The organism is Shigella sp. FJ200513, from assembly GCF_040495915.1.
GTDB lineage: Bacteria > Pseudomonadota > Gammaproteobacteria > Enterobacterales > Enterobacteriaceae > ECMA0423.
This window is the reverse complement of the sequence record NZ_JBDYCV010000058.1, coordinates 8,039-25,806: the sequence shown is the minus strand read 5'-3', so window position 1 is coordinate 25,806 and position 17,768 is coordinate 8,039. Positions and strand designations below refer to the sequence as shown.

General features: G+C 53.6%; 16 protein-coding genes and 3 tRNA genes. 1 reads left to right on the top strand and 18 read right to left on the bottom strand.

Annotated features, from left to right (window positions below; translation table 11 throughout):
• Positions 1–120 precede the first annotated feature (120 nt).
• The 14 genes from rlmB to nnr all read right to left on the bottom strand — a co-directional run bounded on the left by rlmB (position 121) and on the right by nnr (position 16,061).
• A complete protein-coding gene (rlmB, locus tag ABZJ92_RS13480) occupies positions 121–852 on the bottom strand; it encodes a 23S rRNA (guanosine(2251)-2'-O)-methyltransferase RlmB (RefSeq protein WP_001293282.1) in 732 nt (243 codons plus the stop codon).
• Positions 853–1,031: 179 nt separating this feature from the next.
• Entirely contained in the window at positions 1,032–3,473 is a 2,442-nt protein-coding gene (rnr, locus tag ABZJ92_RS13475; RefSeq protein ID WP_000076311.1) for a ribonuclease R, read from the bottom strand.
• Positions 3,474–3,511: 38 nt separating this feature from the next.
• Complete coding sequence (gene nsrR / locus ABZJ92_RS13470; protein WP_001177639.1) at positions 3,512–3,937, bottom strand: nitric oxide-sensing transcriptional repressor NsrR; 426 nt, start codon at positions 3,935–3,937, stop codon at positions 3,512–3,514.
• Positions 3,938–4,141: 204 nt separating this feature from the next.
• Entirely contained in the window at positions 4,142–5,440 is a 1,299-nt protein-coding gene (purA, locus tag ABZJ92_RS13465) for an adenylosuccinate synthase (RefSeq protein ID WP_000527949.1), read from the bottom strand.
• A gap of 103 nt (positions 5,441–5,543) precedes the next feature.
• Complete coding sequence (locus ABZJ92_RS13460) at positions 5,544–5,741, bottom strand: DUF2065 domain-containing protein (protein WP_001089295.1); 198 nt, start codon at positions 5,739–5,741, stop codon at positions 5,544–5,546.
• Positions 5,742–5,822: 81 nt separating this feature from the next.
• Positions 5,823–6,827: a protease modulator HflC gene (gene hflC / locus ABZJ92_RS13455; RefSeq protein ID WP_001232412.1), complete on the bottom strand. Its 1,005-nt coding sequence runs from the start codon at positions 6,825–6,827 to the stop codon at positions 5,823–5,825.
• A gap of 2 nt (positions 6,828–6,829) precedes the next feature.
• A complete protein-coding gene (gene hflK, locus ABZJ92_RS13450; protein WP_000312485.1) occupies positions 6,830–8,089 on the bottom strand; it encodes an FtsH protease activity modulator HflK in 1,260 nt (419 codons plus the stop codon).
• Positions 8,090–8,174: 85 nt separating this feature from the next.
• Positions 8,175–9,455 carry a ribosome rescue GTPase HflX gene (gene hflX / locus ABZJ92_RS13445; RefSeq protein ID WP_000460351.1) on the bottom strand — a complete coding sequence of 427 codons (1,281 nt, stop codon included), beginning with the start codon at positions 9,453–9,455 and terminating at the stop codon, positions 8,175–8,177.
• A gap of 75 nt (positions 9,456–9,530) precedes the next feature.
• Positions 9,531–9,839 carry an RNA chaperone Hfq gene (gene hfq / locus ABZJ92_RS13440; protein WP_001051883.1) on the bottom strand — a complete coding sequence of 103 codons (309 nt, stop codon included), beginning with the start codon at positions 9,837–9,839 and terminating at the stop codon, positions 9,531–9,533.
• 85 nt (positions 9,840–9,924) lie between these two features.
• Complete coding sequence (gene miaA, locus ABZJ92_RS13435; RefSeq protein WP_001280367.1) at positions 9,925–10,875, bottom strand: tRNA (adenosine(37)-N6)-dimethylallyltransferase MiaA; 951 nt, start codon at positions 10,873–10,875, stop codon at positions 9,925–9,927.
• Positions 10,868–12,715, bottom strand: coding sequence for a DNA mismatch repair endonuclease MutL (gene mutL / locus ABZJ92_RS13430; protein ID WP_001122490.1), 1,848 nt, complete (start codon positions 12,713–12,715; stop codon positions 10,868–10,870). Before mutL ends, miaA begins: the two co-directional genes overlap by 8 nt.
• A gap of 9 nt (positions 12,716–12,724) precedes the next feature.
• Positions 12,725–14,062, bottom strand: coding sequence for an N-acetylmuramoyl-L-alanine amidase AmiB (gene amiB, locus ABZJ92_RS13425; RefSeq protein ID WP_000990309.1), 1,338 nt, complete (start codon positions 14,060–14,062; stop codon positions 12,725–12,727).
• A gap of 18 nt (positions 14,063–14,080) precedes the next feature.
• A complete protein-coding gene (gene tsaE / locus ABZJ92_RS13420) occupies positions 14,081–14,542 on the bottom strand; it encodes a tRNA (adenosine(37)-N6)-threonylcarbamoyltransferase complex ATPase subunit type 1 TsaE (protein WP_000981977.1) in 462 nt (153 codons plus the stop codon).
• Positions 14,514–16,061: a bifunctional ADP-dependent NAD(P)H-hydrate dehydratase/NAD(P)H-hydrate epimerase gene (nnr, locus tag ABZJ92_RS13415; RefSeq protein ID WP_000129532.1), complete on the bottom strand. Its 1,548-nt coding sequence runs from the start codon at positions 16,059–16,061 to the stop codon at positions 14,514–14,516. Before nnr ends, tsaE begins: the two co-directional genes overlap by 29 nt.
• Here nnr and queG point away from each other — a divergent pair.
• On the top strand, positions 16,060–17,199 hold the full coding sequence (gene queG, locus ABZJ92_RS13410) for a tRNA epoxyqueuosine(34) reductase QueG (RefSeq protein WP_001294228.1): 1,140 nt from the start codon (positions 16,060–16,062) through the stop codon (positions 17,197–17,199). The genes nnr and queG overlap by 2 nt on opposite strands.
• On the opposite strand, the gene ABZJ92_RS13405 is transcribed toward queG, so the two are convergent.
• The 4 genes from ABZJ92_RS13405 to ABZJ92_RS13390 form a co-directional block, all read right to left on the bottom strand.
• The gene (locus ABZJ92_RS13405; RefSeq protein ID WP_010723271.1) at positions 17,182–17,235 is read right to left on the bottom strand and encodes a hypothetical protein; all 54 of its coding nucleotides are present in this window, start codon (positions 17,233–17,235) and stop codon (positions 17,182–17,184) included. The genes queG and ABZJ92_RS13405 overlap by 18 nt on opposite strands.
• 233 nt (positions 17,236–17,468) lie before the next feature.
• Positions 17,469–17,544: transfer RNA gene (locus ABZJ92_RS13400), tRNA-Gly, on the bottom strand.
• A gap of 35 nt (positions 17,545–17,579) precedes the next feature.
• Positions 17,580–17,655 (bottom strand) — tRNA-Gly (locus ABZJ92_RS13395).
• A 35-nt stretch (positions 17,656–17,690) separates the two neighbouring features.
• Positions 17,691–17,766, bottom strand: a tRNA-Gly gene (locus ABZJ92_RS13390).
• Positions 17,767–17,768: the final 2 nt, after the last annotated feature.

Below are 17,768 nucleotides of genomic sequence, written 5' to 3'. Positions count from 1 at the left end.
CTGATGGAAATGGAAGCCACGCAAGCACCTTAAAATCACCATCATACACTAAATCAGTAAGTTGGCAGCATTACCAAAAAAACCATCCAAATCTGGATGGCTTTTCATAATTCAGAGGAACTAGCTGCGCTGACGAACCGCTTCAAATAAGCAAATTCCGGTTGCAACCGAAACGTTCAGGGAAGAAACACTTCCTGCCATTGGGATGCTGATCAACTCATCGCAATGTTCACGGGTCAGGCGACGCATACCTTCACCTTCCGCGCCCATCACCAGCGCCAGGCGTCCGGTCATTTTGCTCTGATAGAGTGTATGATCCGCCTCGCCTGCCGTACCGACGATCCAGATATTCTCTTCCTGCAACATACGCATGGTGCGCGCAAGGTTAGTCACCCGAATCAGCGGAACGCTTTCTGCCGCGCCGCAGGCTACTTTTTTCGCCGTAGCGTTGAGCTGTGCGGAGCGATCTTTCGGCACAATCACCGCATGAACGCCTGCGGCGTCCGCACTACGCAGGCACGCGCCGAGGTTGTGCGGATCGGTTACGCCGTCGAGGATCAGCAGGAACGGTTGATCGAGCGAAGCGATCAGATCCGGCAGATCGTTTTCCTGATACTGACGTCCTGGCTTCACGCGGGCGATAATGCCCTGATGCACGGCACCGTCGCTTTTCTCGTCGAGATATTGGCGGTTTGCCAACTGGATAACCACGCCCTGAGACTCAAGGGCGTGAATCAGCGGTAACAGACGTTTATCTTCACGGCCTTTTAAAATAAAGACTTCCTGAAAACGTTCAGGGGCGCGCTCCAGCAGGGCCTGCACTGCGTGGATGCCGTAAATCATTTCGCTCATTAATGTACTCGTTGTTTACGTTTTGCCTGATGCACTACGTTTATCCGGCCTACATGATCTCTGCAATATATTGAATTTGCGTGATTATGTAGGCCGGATAAGGCGTTCACGCCGCATCCGGCATGAACAAAGCGCATTTTGTCAGCAATCTAACCCTCTTCTTTTAAAGAGGGTATTGATCACTCTGCCACTTTTTTCTTCGCCGCACGCTTCGCTTTGGTCGCTGCGGCTATTTTCTGCGTTTTCGCCGATGGCTTTTTCGCTTTTCTCGCGTCTTTCTTCGCCGCTTTCGGCTTCGTTTTTTTCTCACCGCGGAAGGCGCTGTCTGGCTCAAAGTTTACCTTTTTACCGACCTGACAACGCTTGCCGCCTTTTTTGCCTGCATCGCCTTTTTTCGCTTTCTCGCGCGCCGTTTTACCGACGTTGCGCGGTGCGCGTTCACTGGAGATCAGACTAAAGTCGATTTTGCGCTCGTCCATATTAACCGCTTCGACGCGAACTTCCACGCGATCGCCCAGGCGATAAGTCTGGCCGCTGGATTCCCCCATCAGGCGTTGCCCTACCTGGTCAAAGCGATAGTAGTCATTGTCCAGCGAAGAGACATGGACCAGACCATCAATGAACAAGTCGTCCAGACGGACGAAGAAGCCAAAGCCAGTGACGCTGGAAATTACGCCTTTAAAGACGTTACCTACCTGGTCGAGCATGAAGTCACACTTCAGCCAGTCAGCGACATCGCGCGTTGCTTCGTCGGCACGACGTTCCGCCATCGAACAGTGCTGACCCAGTTGCAACATCTCTTCCATCGAATAATGGTAGCCGCCGGTTTCAGTGGTGTTGCCCTGATGCCCCTGCTCTTTCGCCAGCAGATATTTAATGGCGCGGTGCAGCGTCAGGTCAGGATAACGACGAATCGGCGAAGTAAAGTGCGCATAGGACTGCAATGCCAGACCGAAGTGACCACGGTTTTCTGGATCGTAAATCGCCTGTTTCATCGAGCGTAGCAGCATGGTTTGCAGCATTTCTGCATCAGGACGGTCGGCAACCGACTCCAGCAGTTCCGCGTAGTCACGCGGTTCCGGCTTGTTACCACCCGGCAGCTCCAGCCCCAGCTCCGCCAGCACTGAACGGAAAGAGGTAATCGCTTCGGTGCTCGGCTTGTCGTGAATACGGAACAGTGCCGGTTCTTTCGCTTTCTCAACGAAACGCGCCGCCGAGATATTCGCCAGAATCATGCACTCTTCAATTAATTTGTGCGCGTCGTTACGCTGGGTCTGTTCGATACGTTCAATACGGCGTTCAGCGTTGAAAATGAACTTCGCTTCTTCGCTCTCAAATGAGATCCCACCGCGTTCTTCACGGGCTTTATCCAGCACTTTATAGAGGTTATGCAACTCTTCGAGATGCTTAACCAGCGGGGCGTACTGCTCGCGCAGATCCTGATCGCCCTGCAGAATATGCCAGACTTTGGTGTAGGTCAGACGCGCGTGAGAGCTCATCACCGCTTCGTAGAATTTGTAGCCCGTCAGGCGGCCTTTCGACGAAACCGTCATCTCGCACACCATACACAGGCGGTCTACCTGCGGGTTGAGCGAACACAGGCCGTTAGAGAGCACTTCCGGCAGCATCGGGATAACCTGCGAAGGGAAGTACACCGACGTGCCACGGTTACGCGCTTCTCTGTCCAGCGGCGTTGGCGGACGCACATAGTAGCTGACGTCGGCAATCGCGACCCATAAACGCCAGCCGCCGCCGCGTTTTTTCTCGCAGTAAACTGCATCGTCAAAGTCACGGGCGTCTTCGCCATCAATGGTGACCAGCGGTAAATCGCGCAAATCGACACGGCCCGCTTTTGCTTCTTCCGGCACTTCTTCTTTCAGCCCCGCAACCTGTTGCTCAACAGCCTGCGGCCAGATATACGGAATTTCATGGGTACGCAGAGCGATATCAACCGCCATGCCGGTGCCCATATTGTCGCCCAGCACTTCGACGATTTTACCCACCGCTTTGGTGCGGCGAGTCGGACGCTGAGTCAGTTCGACTACGACCACAAAGCCCATCCGCGCGCCCATGATCTGATCGGGCGGGATTAAGATATCGAAGCTCAGACGGCTATCGTCAGGAACCACAAAGCCGACGCCCGCTTCGGTAAAGTAGCGACCAACAATCTGGCTGGTTTTTGGCACCAGTACGCGGACAATACGCGCTTCACGACGACCTTTACGGTCAGCACCCAGCGGCTGCGCCAGCACCTGATCGCCATGAATGCAGGTTTTCATCTGCTCGCTGGAGAGATACAAATCATCTTTACGCCCTTCAACCCGCAGAAAGCCGTAGCCATCACGGTGACCAATAACGGTACCTTTCACCAGGTCGAGGCGTTCCGGCAGCGCATAGCACTGACGACGAGTGAAGACCAGTTGACCATCGCGCTCCATCGCGCGCAGGCGGCGACGCAGGCCTTCAAGCTGCTCTTCGCCTTCAATGTGCAGTTCTACCGCCAGCTCATCACGGCTGGCCGGTTTTTCACGTTTGGTTAAATGTTCGAGGATAAATTCCCGACTAGGGATGGGATTCGCGTATTTTTCAGCTTCGCGTTCCTGGAAAGGATCTTGTGACATCTCGGTTCCTCCGTTGTCATCTCTGATGAAGATTTTCGTCACTCCACCAGCAATAATTTATAAAGCGGTTGATTCTCTTCAACCAAATCGGCAAGCGTGTAGTTATCCAGTTCCGTAAGAAAACTTTGCACGGCCTTAGAAAGCGCCTGTTTCAACCGACAGGCAGGTGTAATGTGGCAAAACTCACTGCTGCAATTCACCAGCGATAAGGGCTCCAGCTCGCGCACCACATCACCAATACGTATCGCACTCGCCGGTTTACCCAGGCGAATGCCGCCATTTTTTCCACGAACAGCAGTCACGTAGCCGGCACGACTAAGTTGATTGATTATTTTGACCATATGATTACGGGAGACGCCGTAGACGTCAGTCACTTCAGAAATACTGGTCATCCGCCCTTCTGGCAATGACGCCATGTAGATCAGCGCACGTAATCCGTAATCAGTGAAACTCGTTAACTGCACATCAACCTCAAAAGGGAAATCGGGAAAAAATACATTTATATTGATGATAAACCAGCCACAAGCTGTGTCGCTAATTTATTTCAGTTCGGGGAAGGAAAAAAGCGAGGATTTAACACTGTGTCGGATAGCGTAATGGCTTAACCGACACAGCAATGTATCACACTGTTAGCCCGGCAGGCAAAATATCTGCCAGGCGTACCAGAATTACGCGTCGAACGGGTCGCGCAGAATCATGGTTTCAGTACGATCCGGACCGGTAGAGATGATATCGATCGGCACACCGGTCAGCTCTTCAATACGCTTGATGTAGTTCAGCGCCGCCTGCGGCAGGCCGCTACGATCTTTCACGCCGAAAGTGGATTCAGACCAGCCCGGCATGGTTTCGTAAATCGGCTCTACACCTTTCCAGTCGTCAGCTGCCAGCGGAGTGGTAGTCACTTCGCGACCATCCGGCATACGGTAAGCCACGCAGAGTTTAACCTCTTTCAGGCCATCCAGAACGTCCAGTTTAGTCAGGCAGAAGCCAGACAGGGAGTTCAGCTGTACCGCACGACGAACGGCAACGGTGTCCAGCCAGCCGGTACGACGACGACGACCCGTAGTTGCACCGAATTCGTTACCCTGCTTGCAGAGGAACTCGCCAGTTTCATCAAACAGTTCGGCCGGGAAAGGACCTGCACCTACACGAGTTGAGTAAGCTTTGAGGATACCCAGAACGTAATCAACATAACGCGGGCCCAGGCCGGAACCGGTCGCCACGCCACCAGCAGTGGTGTTGGAAGAAGTTACGTACGGATAAGTACCGTGGTCGATATCCAGCAGCGTACCCTGCGCACCTTCGAACATGACGAAATCGCCACGCTGACGCGCCTGGTCGAGCAGGTCAGAAACGTCAACCACCATAGAAGTCAGGATGTCGGCAACAGCCATCGTATCATCCAGAACTTTCTGGTAATCAACCGCTTCAGCTTTGTAGTAGTTAACCAACTGGAAGTTGTGATATTCCATCACTTCTTTCAGTTTTTCAGCGAAGGTTTCTTTGTCGAAAAGGTCGCCAACACGCAGACCGCGACGTGCCACTTTATCTTCATAAGCAGGCCCGATACCACGACCGGTGGTGCCGATCGCTTTCGCGCCACGCGCTTTCTCACGCGCGTTATCCAGAGCAACGTGATAATCAAGGATCAGCGGACATGCTTCAGACAGCAGCAGACGCTCACGAACGGGGATGCCACGGTCTTCCAGTTCTTTCATCTCTTTCATCAGCGCGGCCGGAGACAGCACAACACCGTTACCGATGATGCTGGTTACATTCTCGCGGAGAATACCTGATGGAATAAGATGGAGAACGGTTTTTTCACCGTTGATTACGAGAGTATGGCCTGCGTTGTGACCGCCCTGGTAGCGTACAACATATTTAGCCCGTTCAGTCAGAAGATCGACGATCTTACCTTTACCTTCGTCACCCCATTGGGTGCCCAGTACGACGACGTTGTTACCCATTTTTCAAAATCACCGTTTGCTTAAAAATGGATTCTACCATCGCTTTTTCAGAGTTACAGCACTTTTTGCACTCAAAAATGACCTCGATCAGTCTGTTTTTTGTTCAGCCAATCGTTTTCCTCAACATGTAGTAGACCACAACGCCCGCAACCACAAGTCCACCGCCAAAACGACGTAAAATATTATCGGGCAAATTGGTCATCGCAGAGATCATCTTCTTCCATGCCTTCGGGTAAAGCATCGGCCCTAAACCTTCCAGTACCAAAACCAGGGCAAGCGCCAGCCAGATTGTCGAATTCATTCATTATCCTTATAGAAAAAGAAAACCACCGACATCCCTGAGGATGCGGTGGCTTTATTGACCTGTACCGCAGTCGTTATATTAACGCGTTGCGGAAGTCGGCGTCTTCATGTAGCGGAAGAAATCGCTATCCGGGCTCATGACCATCACGTCCTGATTGCCAGAGAAGCTGTTCTCATAAGCACGCAGGCTACGGATGAATGCGTAGAAGTCCGGATCTTTACTGAATGCATCAGCAAACAGTTTGGCTGCTTCGGCATCGCCTTCACCACGCATAATGCGGCCCTGACGCTCAGCTTCTGCCAGCGTTCTGGTCACTTCATAGTCGGCAGTCGCGCGCAGTTTTTCCGCTTCTTCCTGACCTTGTGAACGGTGACGACGCGCTACCGCTTCACGCTCGGCGCGCATACGGTTGTAGATCGCTTCAGACACTTCGGTCGGCAGGTTGATCTGCTTGATACGCACATCGACAACTTCAATACCCAGCGCCGCCATACTGTTCGGGTTGATGACCGGAACTTTGCCCTTCGTCTCAGCCGTTACGCGCTCTGCCGCTTCGGCAATGGCGTTATCTGCTGCCGGGGTAGTAACTTCATCTTCTGTACCCGCAGAACCGGAGTTCAGCGCGTCACGTACTTCGAGGGTCAGACGACCACGGGAATCGGTGACGATATCTTTCACGTCCAGGCGACCAATTTCAGAACGCAGACGGTCAGAGAACTTACGTTTCAACAGCACTTCCGCTTGCGAAATGTCGCCACCACCCGTTGCCAGGTAGTAACGGCTGAAATCGCTGATGCGCCATTTGATGTAAGAGTCGACGATCAGGTCTTTCTTCTCTTTGGTCACAAAGCGGTCGGCCTGGTTGTCCATGGTCTGAATACGTGCGTCGAGCATTTTCACCGTTTCAATGAACGGTATCTTGAAATGCAGACCAGGCTCATAAACCAAAGGTTTGTTGTCATCGTCACGCAGTACCTTACCAAAACGCAGCGTAATACCGCGCTCACCTTCTTTGACGACAAAGACAGACATGTAAAGCACTACCAGCACGATGATGATAATCGCGATAACTGACTTACGCATCGTTATTCCCCCTGACGCTGGTAGTCGTTACGCTGCGCGTTGGCGCGGCGTTGGTCCATAATATCGCCCTGACTGGTGGACGACGTGTTGCTTGCTCCACTGGTTGTGGAGGAAGAGGCTGGCGGCAGACGCAGCAGATTGCTGGCACCGTTATCGCTCTTCGCCGCAGGGGCGTTACCACCTTTCAGCATCTGGTCTAACGGCAGAACCATCAGGTTGCCACCTTTATCGTTAACCAGCACTTTGCGGGTGTTACCCAACACTTTTTCCATCGTCTCGATATACAGACGCTCGCGAGTAATTTCCGGCGCGGCTTTATATTCCGGCAGAAGTTTAGCAAAGCGCGCCACTTCACCCTGAGCTTCCAGGATGGTCTGGGCCTTGTACGCACGCGCCTCTTCGAGGATACGTTGCGCCTGACCGTTCGCACGCGGCTGAACTTCGTTGGAATACGCTTCTGCTTCACGAATGTATTGCTGTTCGTTTTCACGCGCGGCAATCGCATCGTCAAACGCCGCTTTTACTTCTTCCGGCGGACGAGCAGCCTGGAAGTTGACGTCCAGCAGCGTGATACCCATGTCATACGGACGAATCGTCTCTTCCAGTTCGCGCTGAGTATCGCTACGAATCACGGTACGACCTTCCGTCAGAATGCGGTCCATGGTGTATTTACCGATAACTCCACGCAGGGCGCTGTCGGTAGCCTGACGCAGGCTGTCATCCGGGCTGGTCACGCTATACAGATATTTTTCCGGATTGGTGACGCGGTACTGCACGTTCATCTCAACGCGCACTACGTTCTCGTCCGACGTCAGCATCACACCAGAAGCGGCCAGTTCACGCACGGCTTCCACGTTCACCGGTTTGACTTCGTCGATAAACGTCGGTTTCCAGTTCAGACCCGGCTCAACCAGATGGCTGAATTTACCAAAGCGTGTTACCACGCCGCGTTCGGCTTCTTTAATGGTATAGAAACCACTGGCCGCCCAGATAATGACAATCGCTGCCGCTGCGATGGTAACGACACGACCGCCAAGCTGCGGGCGCGGGCCTTGCGATGAACTGCCACCGCCAGATCCGGTGCCTTTACCGCCGCCCAGACCACCGAGCTTTTTGCTCAGTTTGCGGAAGATATCATCTAAATCAGGTGGCCCTTGATCGCGACCGCCTTTGTTTCCATTTCCCTCAGAGTTGCCGCCAGGTTTGCTGCTTCCCCACGGGTCGCGGTCTTGTCCGTTATTACCGGGCTGATTCCACGCCATGTTTGTGCTCCATATTTGTTATGCGGTGATCCCTGTTGTCTTTCGACGCCAGAGGATATGACTCCACGCTTCAGACGCTACGCCGTTAGATCAGGTAATCGATCAACGCCGGTTCTTGTTTACAGAGGCGACGCCAGTCAACGATCGGCATACGAACTTGCAGACTTACGCTGCCGTCCTCCTCCATCCACTCTTTTTCTATTGCCTGAAGCTGATAAAAACGACTCCTCAGACGCCCTTCCTGCGGTGGCAGACGCAATGTATGCTGCGCCACCTCGCCGGAAAGCCGCTCCGTCAAAGCCTGAAAAAGCTGTGGTATCCCCGCTCCGGTCTGTGCGGAAAGCCAGACACGGATCGGTTTGTTCTCTTCGTCCCGATCAATACGCGGTTCGAAATCTTCCAGCATATCGATCTTGTTCATCACCAGCAGGGTTGGGATCTCGTGAGCGTCGATCTCTTCAAGAACCGTATTCACCGCTTCGATGTTTTCTTGTACACGCACATCCGCCGCATCAATGACGTGCAGCAGTAATGTGGCTTGCCGCGTCTCTTGTAACGTGGCTTTAAATGCCGCCACCAGATCGTGCGGCAGGTGGCGAATAAACCCTACGGTATCTGCAAGTACGGTTTCACCGACATCTGCAACGTCAATACGCCGCAACGTCGGGTCGAGGGTGGCAAACAACTGGTCTGCCGCGTAGACCCGCGCTTCGGTGATGCGATTGAAAAGGGTAGATTTACCGGCGTTGGTATATCCCACCAGCGAAACAGTAGGAACGTCGGCTTTGATACGCGATTGCCGCCCCTGCTCACGCTGCTTTTCAACTCTTTCCAGGCGCGACTGTATCTGCACGATGCGATTACGCAACAAACGACGGTCGGTTTCGAGCTGGGTTTCACCCGGACCACGCAAACCTATCCCGCCTTTCTGTCTTTCAAGGTGGGTCCAGCCACGCACCAGGCGCGTAGCCAGATGGCGCAGCTGCGCCAGCTCAACCTGCAACTTACCCTCATGGGTACGCGCACGTTGGGCGAAAATATCTAAAATAAGGCCGGTGCGGTCGATAACACGACACTCGCACAAACGCTCCAGGTTACGCTCTTGCGCCGGGCTCAGGGCATGGTCAAAAAGAACGACCGAAGCACCCATCGCTTTGACAGCTTCCGCAATTTCAACTGCTTTACCTTCACCTACAAAATACTTTGGGTGCGGCGCTTTACGGCTACCGGTAATCACCTGCAATGCTTCGACACCGGCGGAAGAGACCAGAGATTCAAACTCCTGGAGGTCTTCCATATCTTTGTCTTGCGTAAAATAGATGTGTACCAGTACCGCCTGCTCACCAGCATCATAACGGTCAAACAAGCGTATAACCCTCTAAATAGATCAGCGGGGAACGCAGGATCGCTGGCTCCCCGTGTAAAAAAACAGCCCGAAACCTTATTCGGTTTCTTCGCTGTCCTGTTGCGCGGAAGTATTCTGCGCGCTGCTACCATGATGGTAGTTACTGCTGGTACCGCCACCGGCGTTGTTACTGTGATGAGAAACCGGGCGAGATGGGACAACAGTAGAAATCGCGTGCTTGTAAACCATCTGGCTGACCGTGTTTTTCAACAGGATCACGAACTGATCAAAAGACTCGATTTGCCCTTGCAGCTTAATACCATTCACCAAATAAATAGAAACTGGAACACGTTCCCGACGCAGTGCGTTCAGGAACGGATCTTGTAAAGATTGCCCCTTAGCCATTCTCTCTTTTCCTTATATGCTTATTTGTACTTTGAACCTTTCGATTCTGAAAAAATTGCGCACGATACGTCTCAATTGTACACATTCAGCCTGCGATAGCACCAACAACCTGTAATACTTCGTCACGCGCCTGTTCTGGTTTTTCACTGTCAAGCCAGTGAACCCCTTCCCAACCACGCAGCCAGGTTATCTGCCGCTTCGCCAACTGTCTCGTGGCGCAAACACCTCGATAAACCATTTCATCGTATGAGATTTCGCCTTCAAGGTAAGACCACATCTGGCGATAACCCACGCAACGAATGGAAGGCAAGTCCGTATGCAAATCTCCTCGGGCAAAAAGCGCCCGGACTTCTGCTTCAAAACCTGAAGCCAACATCTGATGAAAACGCTGCTCAATGCGTTGATGGAGCAGTTCACGGCTCGCCGGGGCGATGGCGAACTGATGCACCTGATACGGTAGAGCGTCTCCTGACGTTTGCGTCAGTTCCGTTAAAGTTTTACCCGAAATGAAAAAAACTTCCAGTGCCCGGGAAAGCCTTTGTGGATCATTTGGATGAATCCTTGCTGCCGCAACCGGATCTACCTCCTGAAGTTGACGATGCAATGACTCCCAACCTTGCTCTGCCGCCTGTTGCTCAATTCTGGCCCGCACTTCCGGGTCTGCCGACGGTAGCGGCGACAACCCTTCCAGCAATGCCTTGAAATACAACATCGTACCGCCCACTAACAGTGGGATCCGCCCCGCCGCGGTGATATCGGCCATTTCCGCCAGCGCATCGCGGCGAAAATCAGCAGCCGAGTAAGCCTGCGACGGATCGCGAATATCCAGCAATCGGTGCGGCGCGGCGAGTAACTCTTCAGCGTTCGGCTTCGCCGTCCCGATATCCATCCCTTTGTAAATAAGGACAGAATCAACGCTTATCAACTCTACTGGTAAAATTTTACGCAGCTCAATGGCTAACGCCGTTTTACCGGAGGCCGTCGGCCCCATCAAAAAAATCGCCTTAGGCAGGCTCGCCTTACTGATATCACTCATCTTTCAGGGCTTTTATCGCCGGATGTAAATCAACAGATTGTAACAGACCACCCGGCGGCGTTTTCACAAGTTGCGGACATAACCGTTCCACGTCCGCCAGCAGGGTTATGGCCTGTGCCATTGACCACTGCGCATGTTCGCTCATCAGATTTCGTGCAATCCACTGCGCAATATTGCCAGGTTCGAATACGGACTGCTTCGCCAGGTAGCCTATCAGTTCAGGAATCAAGATTTGTAAATTTTGTTGGCGTAAGGGTAAAGGCACGGCCCTGATGGTCACATGCTGTGCATCTGACTGGAAATCAATACCCAATTCCGCTAGGGCAGACTGCGCTTTTTCTAATGCCGATTTTTCTTCGCCAGAAACTTTTAGCCGCAACGGAATCAGCAGCGGCTGGGCGCAAACGGGCGCTTCACCCGGCGTCAATTGTGCCTGACGCAGCCAACGTTCTGCCACTGGCAAGGATAAAAGTGAAATGTTGCCATCGCGCTCCAGCAACGCACAGTCGGAATGGACGATAGTCAGTACCCGACCAAAACTCTGACTGTTCGCCGCAAGTGCAGGTTCCTGCGGTTCCGGCGCTTTTGGTTTTTGCATCGGCGCGGGCGTTTGCAAAAGCTGGCGATACACTTCACCTTGCTGTTTCTGGTAGCCTGGCTGCGCATTCGGCCAGGGGGCAGCCGGACGACTGCCTGAGGCGGGCGCAGGAGAGTAGCGCGGAGCTACCGGCTCACGAGCTGCCGGTTCTGCAAAGTGATTGCGCCCCGCCGCCACGCGGTTTTCCGGGATGGCACGCGGTGCGGGTTGTGGTTCATCGTCCAGCGGTAGCGGCGTTTCCAGTTGCTGTTGTAGCACGCTCAGCACGCCCTGATAGATAAAATCATGCACCAGACGCGACTGATGGAAACGCACTTCGTGTTTGGCGGGGTGTACGTTGACGTCCACCTGATGCGGGTCGATCTCCAGATACAACACAAATGCCGGTTGCTGATCGGCCCCCAGTTTGTCTTCGCAGGCCTGGCGGATCGCATGATTGATCAGGCGATCGCGCATCATGCGACCATTCACGTAGCAATACTGAATTTCCGCCAGTGCGGGCGTAGTGTGATTTGGATCGGCCACCCAGCCGCGCAGGGTGAGATCGCCGTGTTGCCATTCAATCGCCAGCGCTTGTTCGAGAAAAGCGGTGCCGCAAATCGCGCCTAAGCGCCGTTCTTTTTGCCCGCCTTCCGGCACTGCGCGGTACTGACGCACAATTTTACCGTTATGCGACAGGTTGATCGTGACGTCGAAACGCGCCAGCGCAATGCGGCGGATGATTTCATCAATATGGCTAAATTCGGTTTTCTCGGTGCGCAGGAATTTGCGCCGCGCCGGGGTGTTGTAGAACAGATCCAGCACCTCCAGCGTCGTTCCCACCGGATGCGCTGCCGGTTTAACCGTCACGTCCATGTCGCGTCCTTCGGCATAGGCCTGCCAGGCTTCCTGCTGTTCTGCGGTGCGTGAAGTGAGCGTCAGGCGGGAAACCGAACTGATACTCGCCAGCGCCTCACCGCGAAAGCCCAGGCTGATAATGGCTTCGAGATCGTCCAGAGAGGCGATTTTACTGGTGGCATGACGAGCCAGCGCCAGCGCCAGCTCATCTTTTTTGATACCGCAGCCGTTATCACGAATGCGGATAAGTTTCGCCCCACCGCGTTCGATATCAATATCGATACGCGTCGCACCTGCATCGAGGCTGTTTTCCACTAGTTCTTTGACTACCGACGCAGGTCGCTCGACCACCTCACCTGCGGCAATCTGGTTCGCCAGTTGTGGCGGTAAGACCTGAATTGGCATCAATCGTCCTTAGTTTGGCAGCGTGCGATCTGGCGTCGTCACCGTACTGGCAGTTTGTGCCGTTGCACCCTGCGGCGCAGATTGCATCGGATGCGCAAGGAAGTAATTGCGCAGGCCTTTGTAAATGGCTTCTGCCAGCTGTTGTTGGTAATCGTCGCTCGCCAGCAAACGTTCTTCGCTGTTGTTGCTGATAAAACCGGTTTCGACCAGTACTGATGGGATATCCGGCGAGCGCAGAACGCCAAGGCTGGCGTGTTCTGGTCGACGTTTATGTATTTCGCCAATGCGTTGCAACTGACTGATCATACTGGTCGCTACATCATACCCTACCCGCTGGGAATGACCGAACTGTAAATCCAGCACCGCCTGGCTTAAATAGGGGTCAGACTGACTGTTCGCCAGCACATCACCCGCCCCACCCAGCAGCTCCGACAGTTTCTCGTGCTGCTCCAGCCAGCTGGCCATTTCACTGTTGGCGCGACGGTTAGAGAGCACCCATACGGAAGCGCCAGTCGCACTACGGTTCGGTGCGGCATCAGCGTGAATCGACACGAGGAAATTGGCGTTTTGCTTATGTGCCACATCACTGCGCCCCATCACCGAGATAAAGTAATCCCCGTCACGGGTTAAAACGCCTTTAAACATCGGATCGTCATTGAGCAAAGTACGCAATTTACGCGCGATGGCGATGGTGACATTTTTCTCCCGCGTACCACCGGGGCCGATAGCGCCAGGGTCCTGACCGCCGTGTCCGGCATCAATAGCGATGATAATTTTATCGCCAGTGTTAGCCGTCGCGCGCGCTGCCGGACGCGTTACCGTATTACTGCTGATAACACCCGTAGTGCGGTTACTTTCCGTTTTAAACGGATTGCGCGCCGGTTCGCTGACGCGCGGTGCGACAACCGCAGGCGTTTCAACGCGTTTCGCAACCACGGGCGGCGGAGGAGGCGGTGGCGGCACATCGGCGTTAATCGTAAAGACGACAGTGTAATTGCTGCCATTCTGCCGCTTCACCGCTTCGGTTTTACCGTTTTCGGTAAGATCGACCACCAGCCGTAGCGTTTGTGCATCTTTAGGCGTTCCAGAGCGAATCGCCTTCACCAGATTATTGCCGCTGAACAACAACGGCAGTCCCTGAATCATGCCCGTTTGTTTGATATCGAGCGCCACGGTGCGTTTGCTTTGATGGCTAAACGCATAATCAGGATCGCCAATAAAACTCAACGTTATCCGCGCCTGTTGATTACCGTTAGAAACCTGAATATCAGAGAGCGTCGCGGCACCCACCGGCGTGCACAGCAGCAGCAGCGTCGCTACCAACCAATTTCTGATGCGATACATCATCCCGCCACCTTTCAAAGGTTAACCGGCTAAACGCGCCAGCAACAATTCACCCGCAGAGGAAACCGCACTCACGCGCGCCTCACGGCCTTGTGCCTGATAATCAATGTGTATTTCGACATCCGGGTCAGGAAGAACACCTGTACCTTGTTGTGGCCACTCCACCAGGCAGATGGCATCGTTGGCAAAATAATCGCGGATCCCCATAAACTCCAGCTCCTCGGGATCGGCAAGGCGGTACAAATCAAAGTGATAGACCATTAAGTTGTCGAGCGTATAGGGTTCGACCAGCGTATAAGTGGGGCTTTTGACATTACCCTGATGACCCAGAGCCTGTAAAAAGCCCCGGCTAAAGGTGGTTTTACCTGCGCCTAAATCGCCATACAGATAGATTACGGTTGCGCCATCGCAGGCTTTCGCTACCCGCTCGCCCAGGTCTAATGTTGCCTGCTCATCAGGGAGCGGAATTACTCGATTCATCATGGTTTTTATCAGTCACTTCCGGGTTAACAATACGCTGTAGCGTGGAAAAGAGATCGGTTGCCAGCATCCCGCGCGTTCCAAAACGCGCCGCCAGTACGTCAGCTGCCGCACCGTGCGCGACACAGCCTGCACAGGCTGCATCATACGGCGACAGTTTTTGCCCAAGCAATGCGCCAATAATACCAGAGAGCACATCGCCCATGCCGCCGCTCGCCATGCCTGCATTTCCGGCATCAATAATGCCTAAAGCGTCAGGATGGGCGGCGACCACGGTTCCGGCACCTTTCAGCACCGCTACGCCGCCATAACGTTGTACCAGACGTTTGGCGCAATGTAAGCGGTCACTTTCAATTTCAGCGACGGAACAGCCTAACAACCGTGCGGCCTCGCTAGGATGCGGCGTGATCACGCGATTGTGACGCTTATCGGGATTGATTGCCAGCAGGTTCAATGCATCGGCATCCCACAACATCGGTTTGCGAAAATTCTCAACTTTTTGCAGGGCTTTTTTCCCCCACTCTTGCTGGCCCAGACCGGGACCAATCACCACCACATCGGCCCATTCCAGGCTTTCGGTAAGAGAGTCCATAGTCAGTTCATGCACCATCAATTCTGGTCGTGCAGTCAGCAGCGGCGCAATGTTCTCACTGCGGGTCAGTACTCGGACTAAACCAGCACCAGCACGTAGCGCCGCTTCCCCCGTCATACGAATAGCCCCCGCCGTGCCGTGATCGCCACCGATAATCACCAGCCGCCCGTGATCGCCTTTATGCGAAGTCGGGCGACGCGGTTTCAGCCAGTGAGAAAGTTGTTCTGCCGAAAACCGCTGAATTTTCGTCTCCTGACCTGCCAGCCAGCTATCCAGCCCCAGTGAGTCAAAATGCAGTTGTCCTGTAACATCCCGCGCTTTTCCAGTGAGCAAGCCTAGTTTCAGCGCAATAAAAGTGATGGTGTGATCGGCGTTGATCACTGCGCCTGGCGTAGCGCCGGTTTCAGCCAGCAGGCCGGAAGGGATATCAACCGCCACAATCGGCGCAGGATGGGAATTAGCGTGGTCGATTAACTGGCTAATGGATTCGCGGGGCGCTTGCTGCAAGCCGGTACCGAGCAGCGCATCAACAATCAGATCTACCGATTCGGGCCAGACAATATTCGAAGCATGGATCTCGCCACCCGCGTTTAACCATGCTTCGCGTGCCAGCGCGGCCTCTTCCGGCAACGGTTTGTCGCTCTCCTGGGCCAACAACGTGACCTCAATGCCGACCGCTTTGGCCAGTCGCGCGACCACGTAGCCATCGCCGCCGTTATTACCATGACCGCACAGCACCAGCCAGTGGCGGGCGTCAGGATACGCCGAACGACACACCTGGAATGCGGCCTCGCCAGCGCGAAGCATCAGCTCATAGAGTGTGAGCCCCAGCACATCTGCCGCCTCGCGTTCTCCGCGGCGGATATCGTCGGCGTACCAGACGGTGTGTGGTATACTTACGGGGTTTTTCTTCATTGTATGGTCCGTCATGTCAGAGCCCCTCGATCTCAATCAGTTAGCGCAAAAAATTAAACAGTGGGGGCTGGAACTGGGCTTTCAGCAGGTAGGTATTACCGATACCGATCTCAGCGAGTCCGAGCCCAAACTGCAAGCATGGCTGGACAAACAATACCACGGCGAAATGGACTGGATGGCACGTCACGGTATGCTGCGCGCTCGCCCCCATGAGTTATTACCCGGTACGCTGCGTGTAATCAGCGTGCGGATGAATTACCTTCCTGCTAACGCCGCATTTGCCAGCACGCTGAAAAACCCCAAACTCGGCTATGTTAGCCGTTATGCGCTGGGCCGTGACTATCACAAACTTCTGCGCAACCGACTCAAAAAGCTGGGCGAGATGATTCAGCAACATTGTGTTTCGCTGAATTTTAGACCGTTTGTCGATTCTGCGCCTATTCTCGAGCGCCCGTTAGCTGAAAAAGCTGGGCTCGGCTGGACAGGTAAGCACTCACTTATCCTCAATCGCGAGGCCGGTTCGTTCTTCTTTTTAGGCGAATTGCTGGTCGATATTCCGCTGCCCGTGGATCAACCAGTCGAGGAAGGATGCGGCAAATGCGTGGCCTGTATGACGATTTGCCCGACCGGTGCCATCGTCGAGCCATATACCGTCGATGCTCGCCGCTGTATCTCTTATCTCACCATCGAACTTGAAGGGGCGCTCCCGGAAGAGTTGCGACCGTTAATGGGAAACCGTATTTACGGTTGCGATGACTGCCAGCTTATCTGCCCGTGGAATCGCTATTCGCAACTCACTACAGAAGACGATTTCAGCCCGCGTAAGCCGCTACACGCACCGGAACTCATTGAGTTATTTGCCTGGAGCGAAGAGAAGTTTTTAAAAGTCACGGAAGGATCGGCGATTCGCCGTATAGGTCACCTGCGCTGGCTGCGTAATATCGCCGTGGCATTAGGCAATGCCCCTTGGGATGAAACGATTTTGACAGCGCTGGAAAGTCGTAAAGGTGAGCACCCACTTCTCGATGAGCACATAGCGTGGGCGATTGCGCAGCAAATAGAGAGACGAAATGCGTGCATAGTCGAAGTGCAATTGCCGAAAAAACAGCGTCTGGTTCGGGTGATTGAAAAAGGGTTACCGCGTGACGCCTGATTCATCCACAGCTTGTGAATAAAAATAAAAACGCATTGCAATTCAAGACGAATAAAATCGTCAAGTGATCGACTCGACAAAACGGAATCTTGATTTTTAACTTATTTATCAATAGGTTAAAAAAATACCATTCACCGTGCGAAGTTTCTTTGAAATTAAGATTACAGCCTGAGGCTGTGGATAACTCTGTTTACAAGAGTTTGTCAGAGACAACAAAAACCAGCAATAACGCATCGCGTCGCTGTAGATATTTTATTGAGAGAAGAATTTGGAGCGGGAAACGAGACTCGAACTCGCGACCCCGACCTTGGCAAGGTCGTGCTCTACCAACTGAGCTATTCCCGCTTGGGTGGTCTGTGCCTTACAGCACTTTCAAATTTTGGAGCGGGAAACGAGACTCGAACTCGCGACCCCGACCTTGGCAAGGTCGTGCTCTACCAACTGAGCTATTCCCGCTTGGGTGGTCTGTGCCTTACAGCACTTTCAAATTTTGGAGCGGGAAACGAGACTCGAACTCGCGACCCCGACCTTGGCAAGGTCGTGCTCTACCAACTGAGCTATTCCCGCTT

Coding starts and splice junctions, on each gene's coding strand:
- rlmB (WP_001293282.1), bottom strand. CDS start 852: ATGAGCGAAATGATTTACGGCATCCACGCAGTGCAGGCCCTGCTGGAG.
- rnr (WP_000076311.1), bottom strand. CDS start 3,473: ATGTCACAAGATCCTTTCCAGGAACGCGAAGCTGAAAAATACGCGAAT.
- purA (WP_000527949.1), bottom strand. CDS start 5,440: ATGGGTAACAACGTCGTCGTACTGGGCACCCAATGGGGTGACGAAGGT.
- ABZJ92_RS13460 (WP_001089295.1), bottom strand. CDS start 5,741: ATGAATTCGACAATCTGGCTGGCGCTTGCCCTGGTTTTGGTACTGGAA.
- hflC (WP_001232412.1), bottom strand. CDS start 6,827: ATGCGTAAGTCAGTTATCGCGATTATCATCATCGTGCTGGTAGTGCTT.
- hflK (WP_000312485.1), bottom strand. CDS start 8,089: ATGGCGTGGAATCAGCCCGGTAATAACGGACAAGACCGCGACCCGTGG.
- hfq (WP_001051883.1), bottom strand. CDS start 9,839: ATGGCTAAGGGGCAATCTTTACAAGATCCGTTCCTGAACGCACTGCGT.
- miaA (WP_001280367.1), bottom strand. CDS start 10,875: ATGAGTGATATCAGTAAGGCGAGCCTGCCTAAGGCGATTTTTTTGATG.
- mutL (WP_001122490.1), bottom strand. CDS start 12,715: ATGCCAATTCAGGTCTTACCGCCACAACTGGCGAACCAGATTGCCGCA.
- amiB (WP_000990309.1), bottom strand. CDS start 14,062: ATGATGTATCGCATCAGAAATTGGTTGGTAGCGACGCTGCTGCTGCTG.
- tsaE (WP_000981977.1), bottom strand. CDS start 14,542: ATGATGAATCGAGTAATTCCGCTCCCTGATGAGCAGGCAACATTAGAC.
- queG (WP_001294228.1), top strand. CDS start 16,060: ATGTCAGAGCCCCTCGATCTCAATCAGTTAGCGCAAAAAATTAAACAG.
- nnr (WP_000129532.1), bottom strand. CDS start 16,061: ATGACGGACCATACAATGAAGAAAAACCCCGTAAGTATACCACACACC.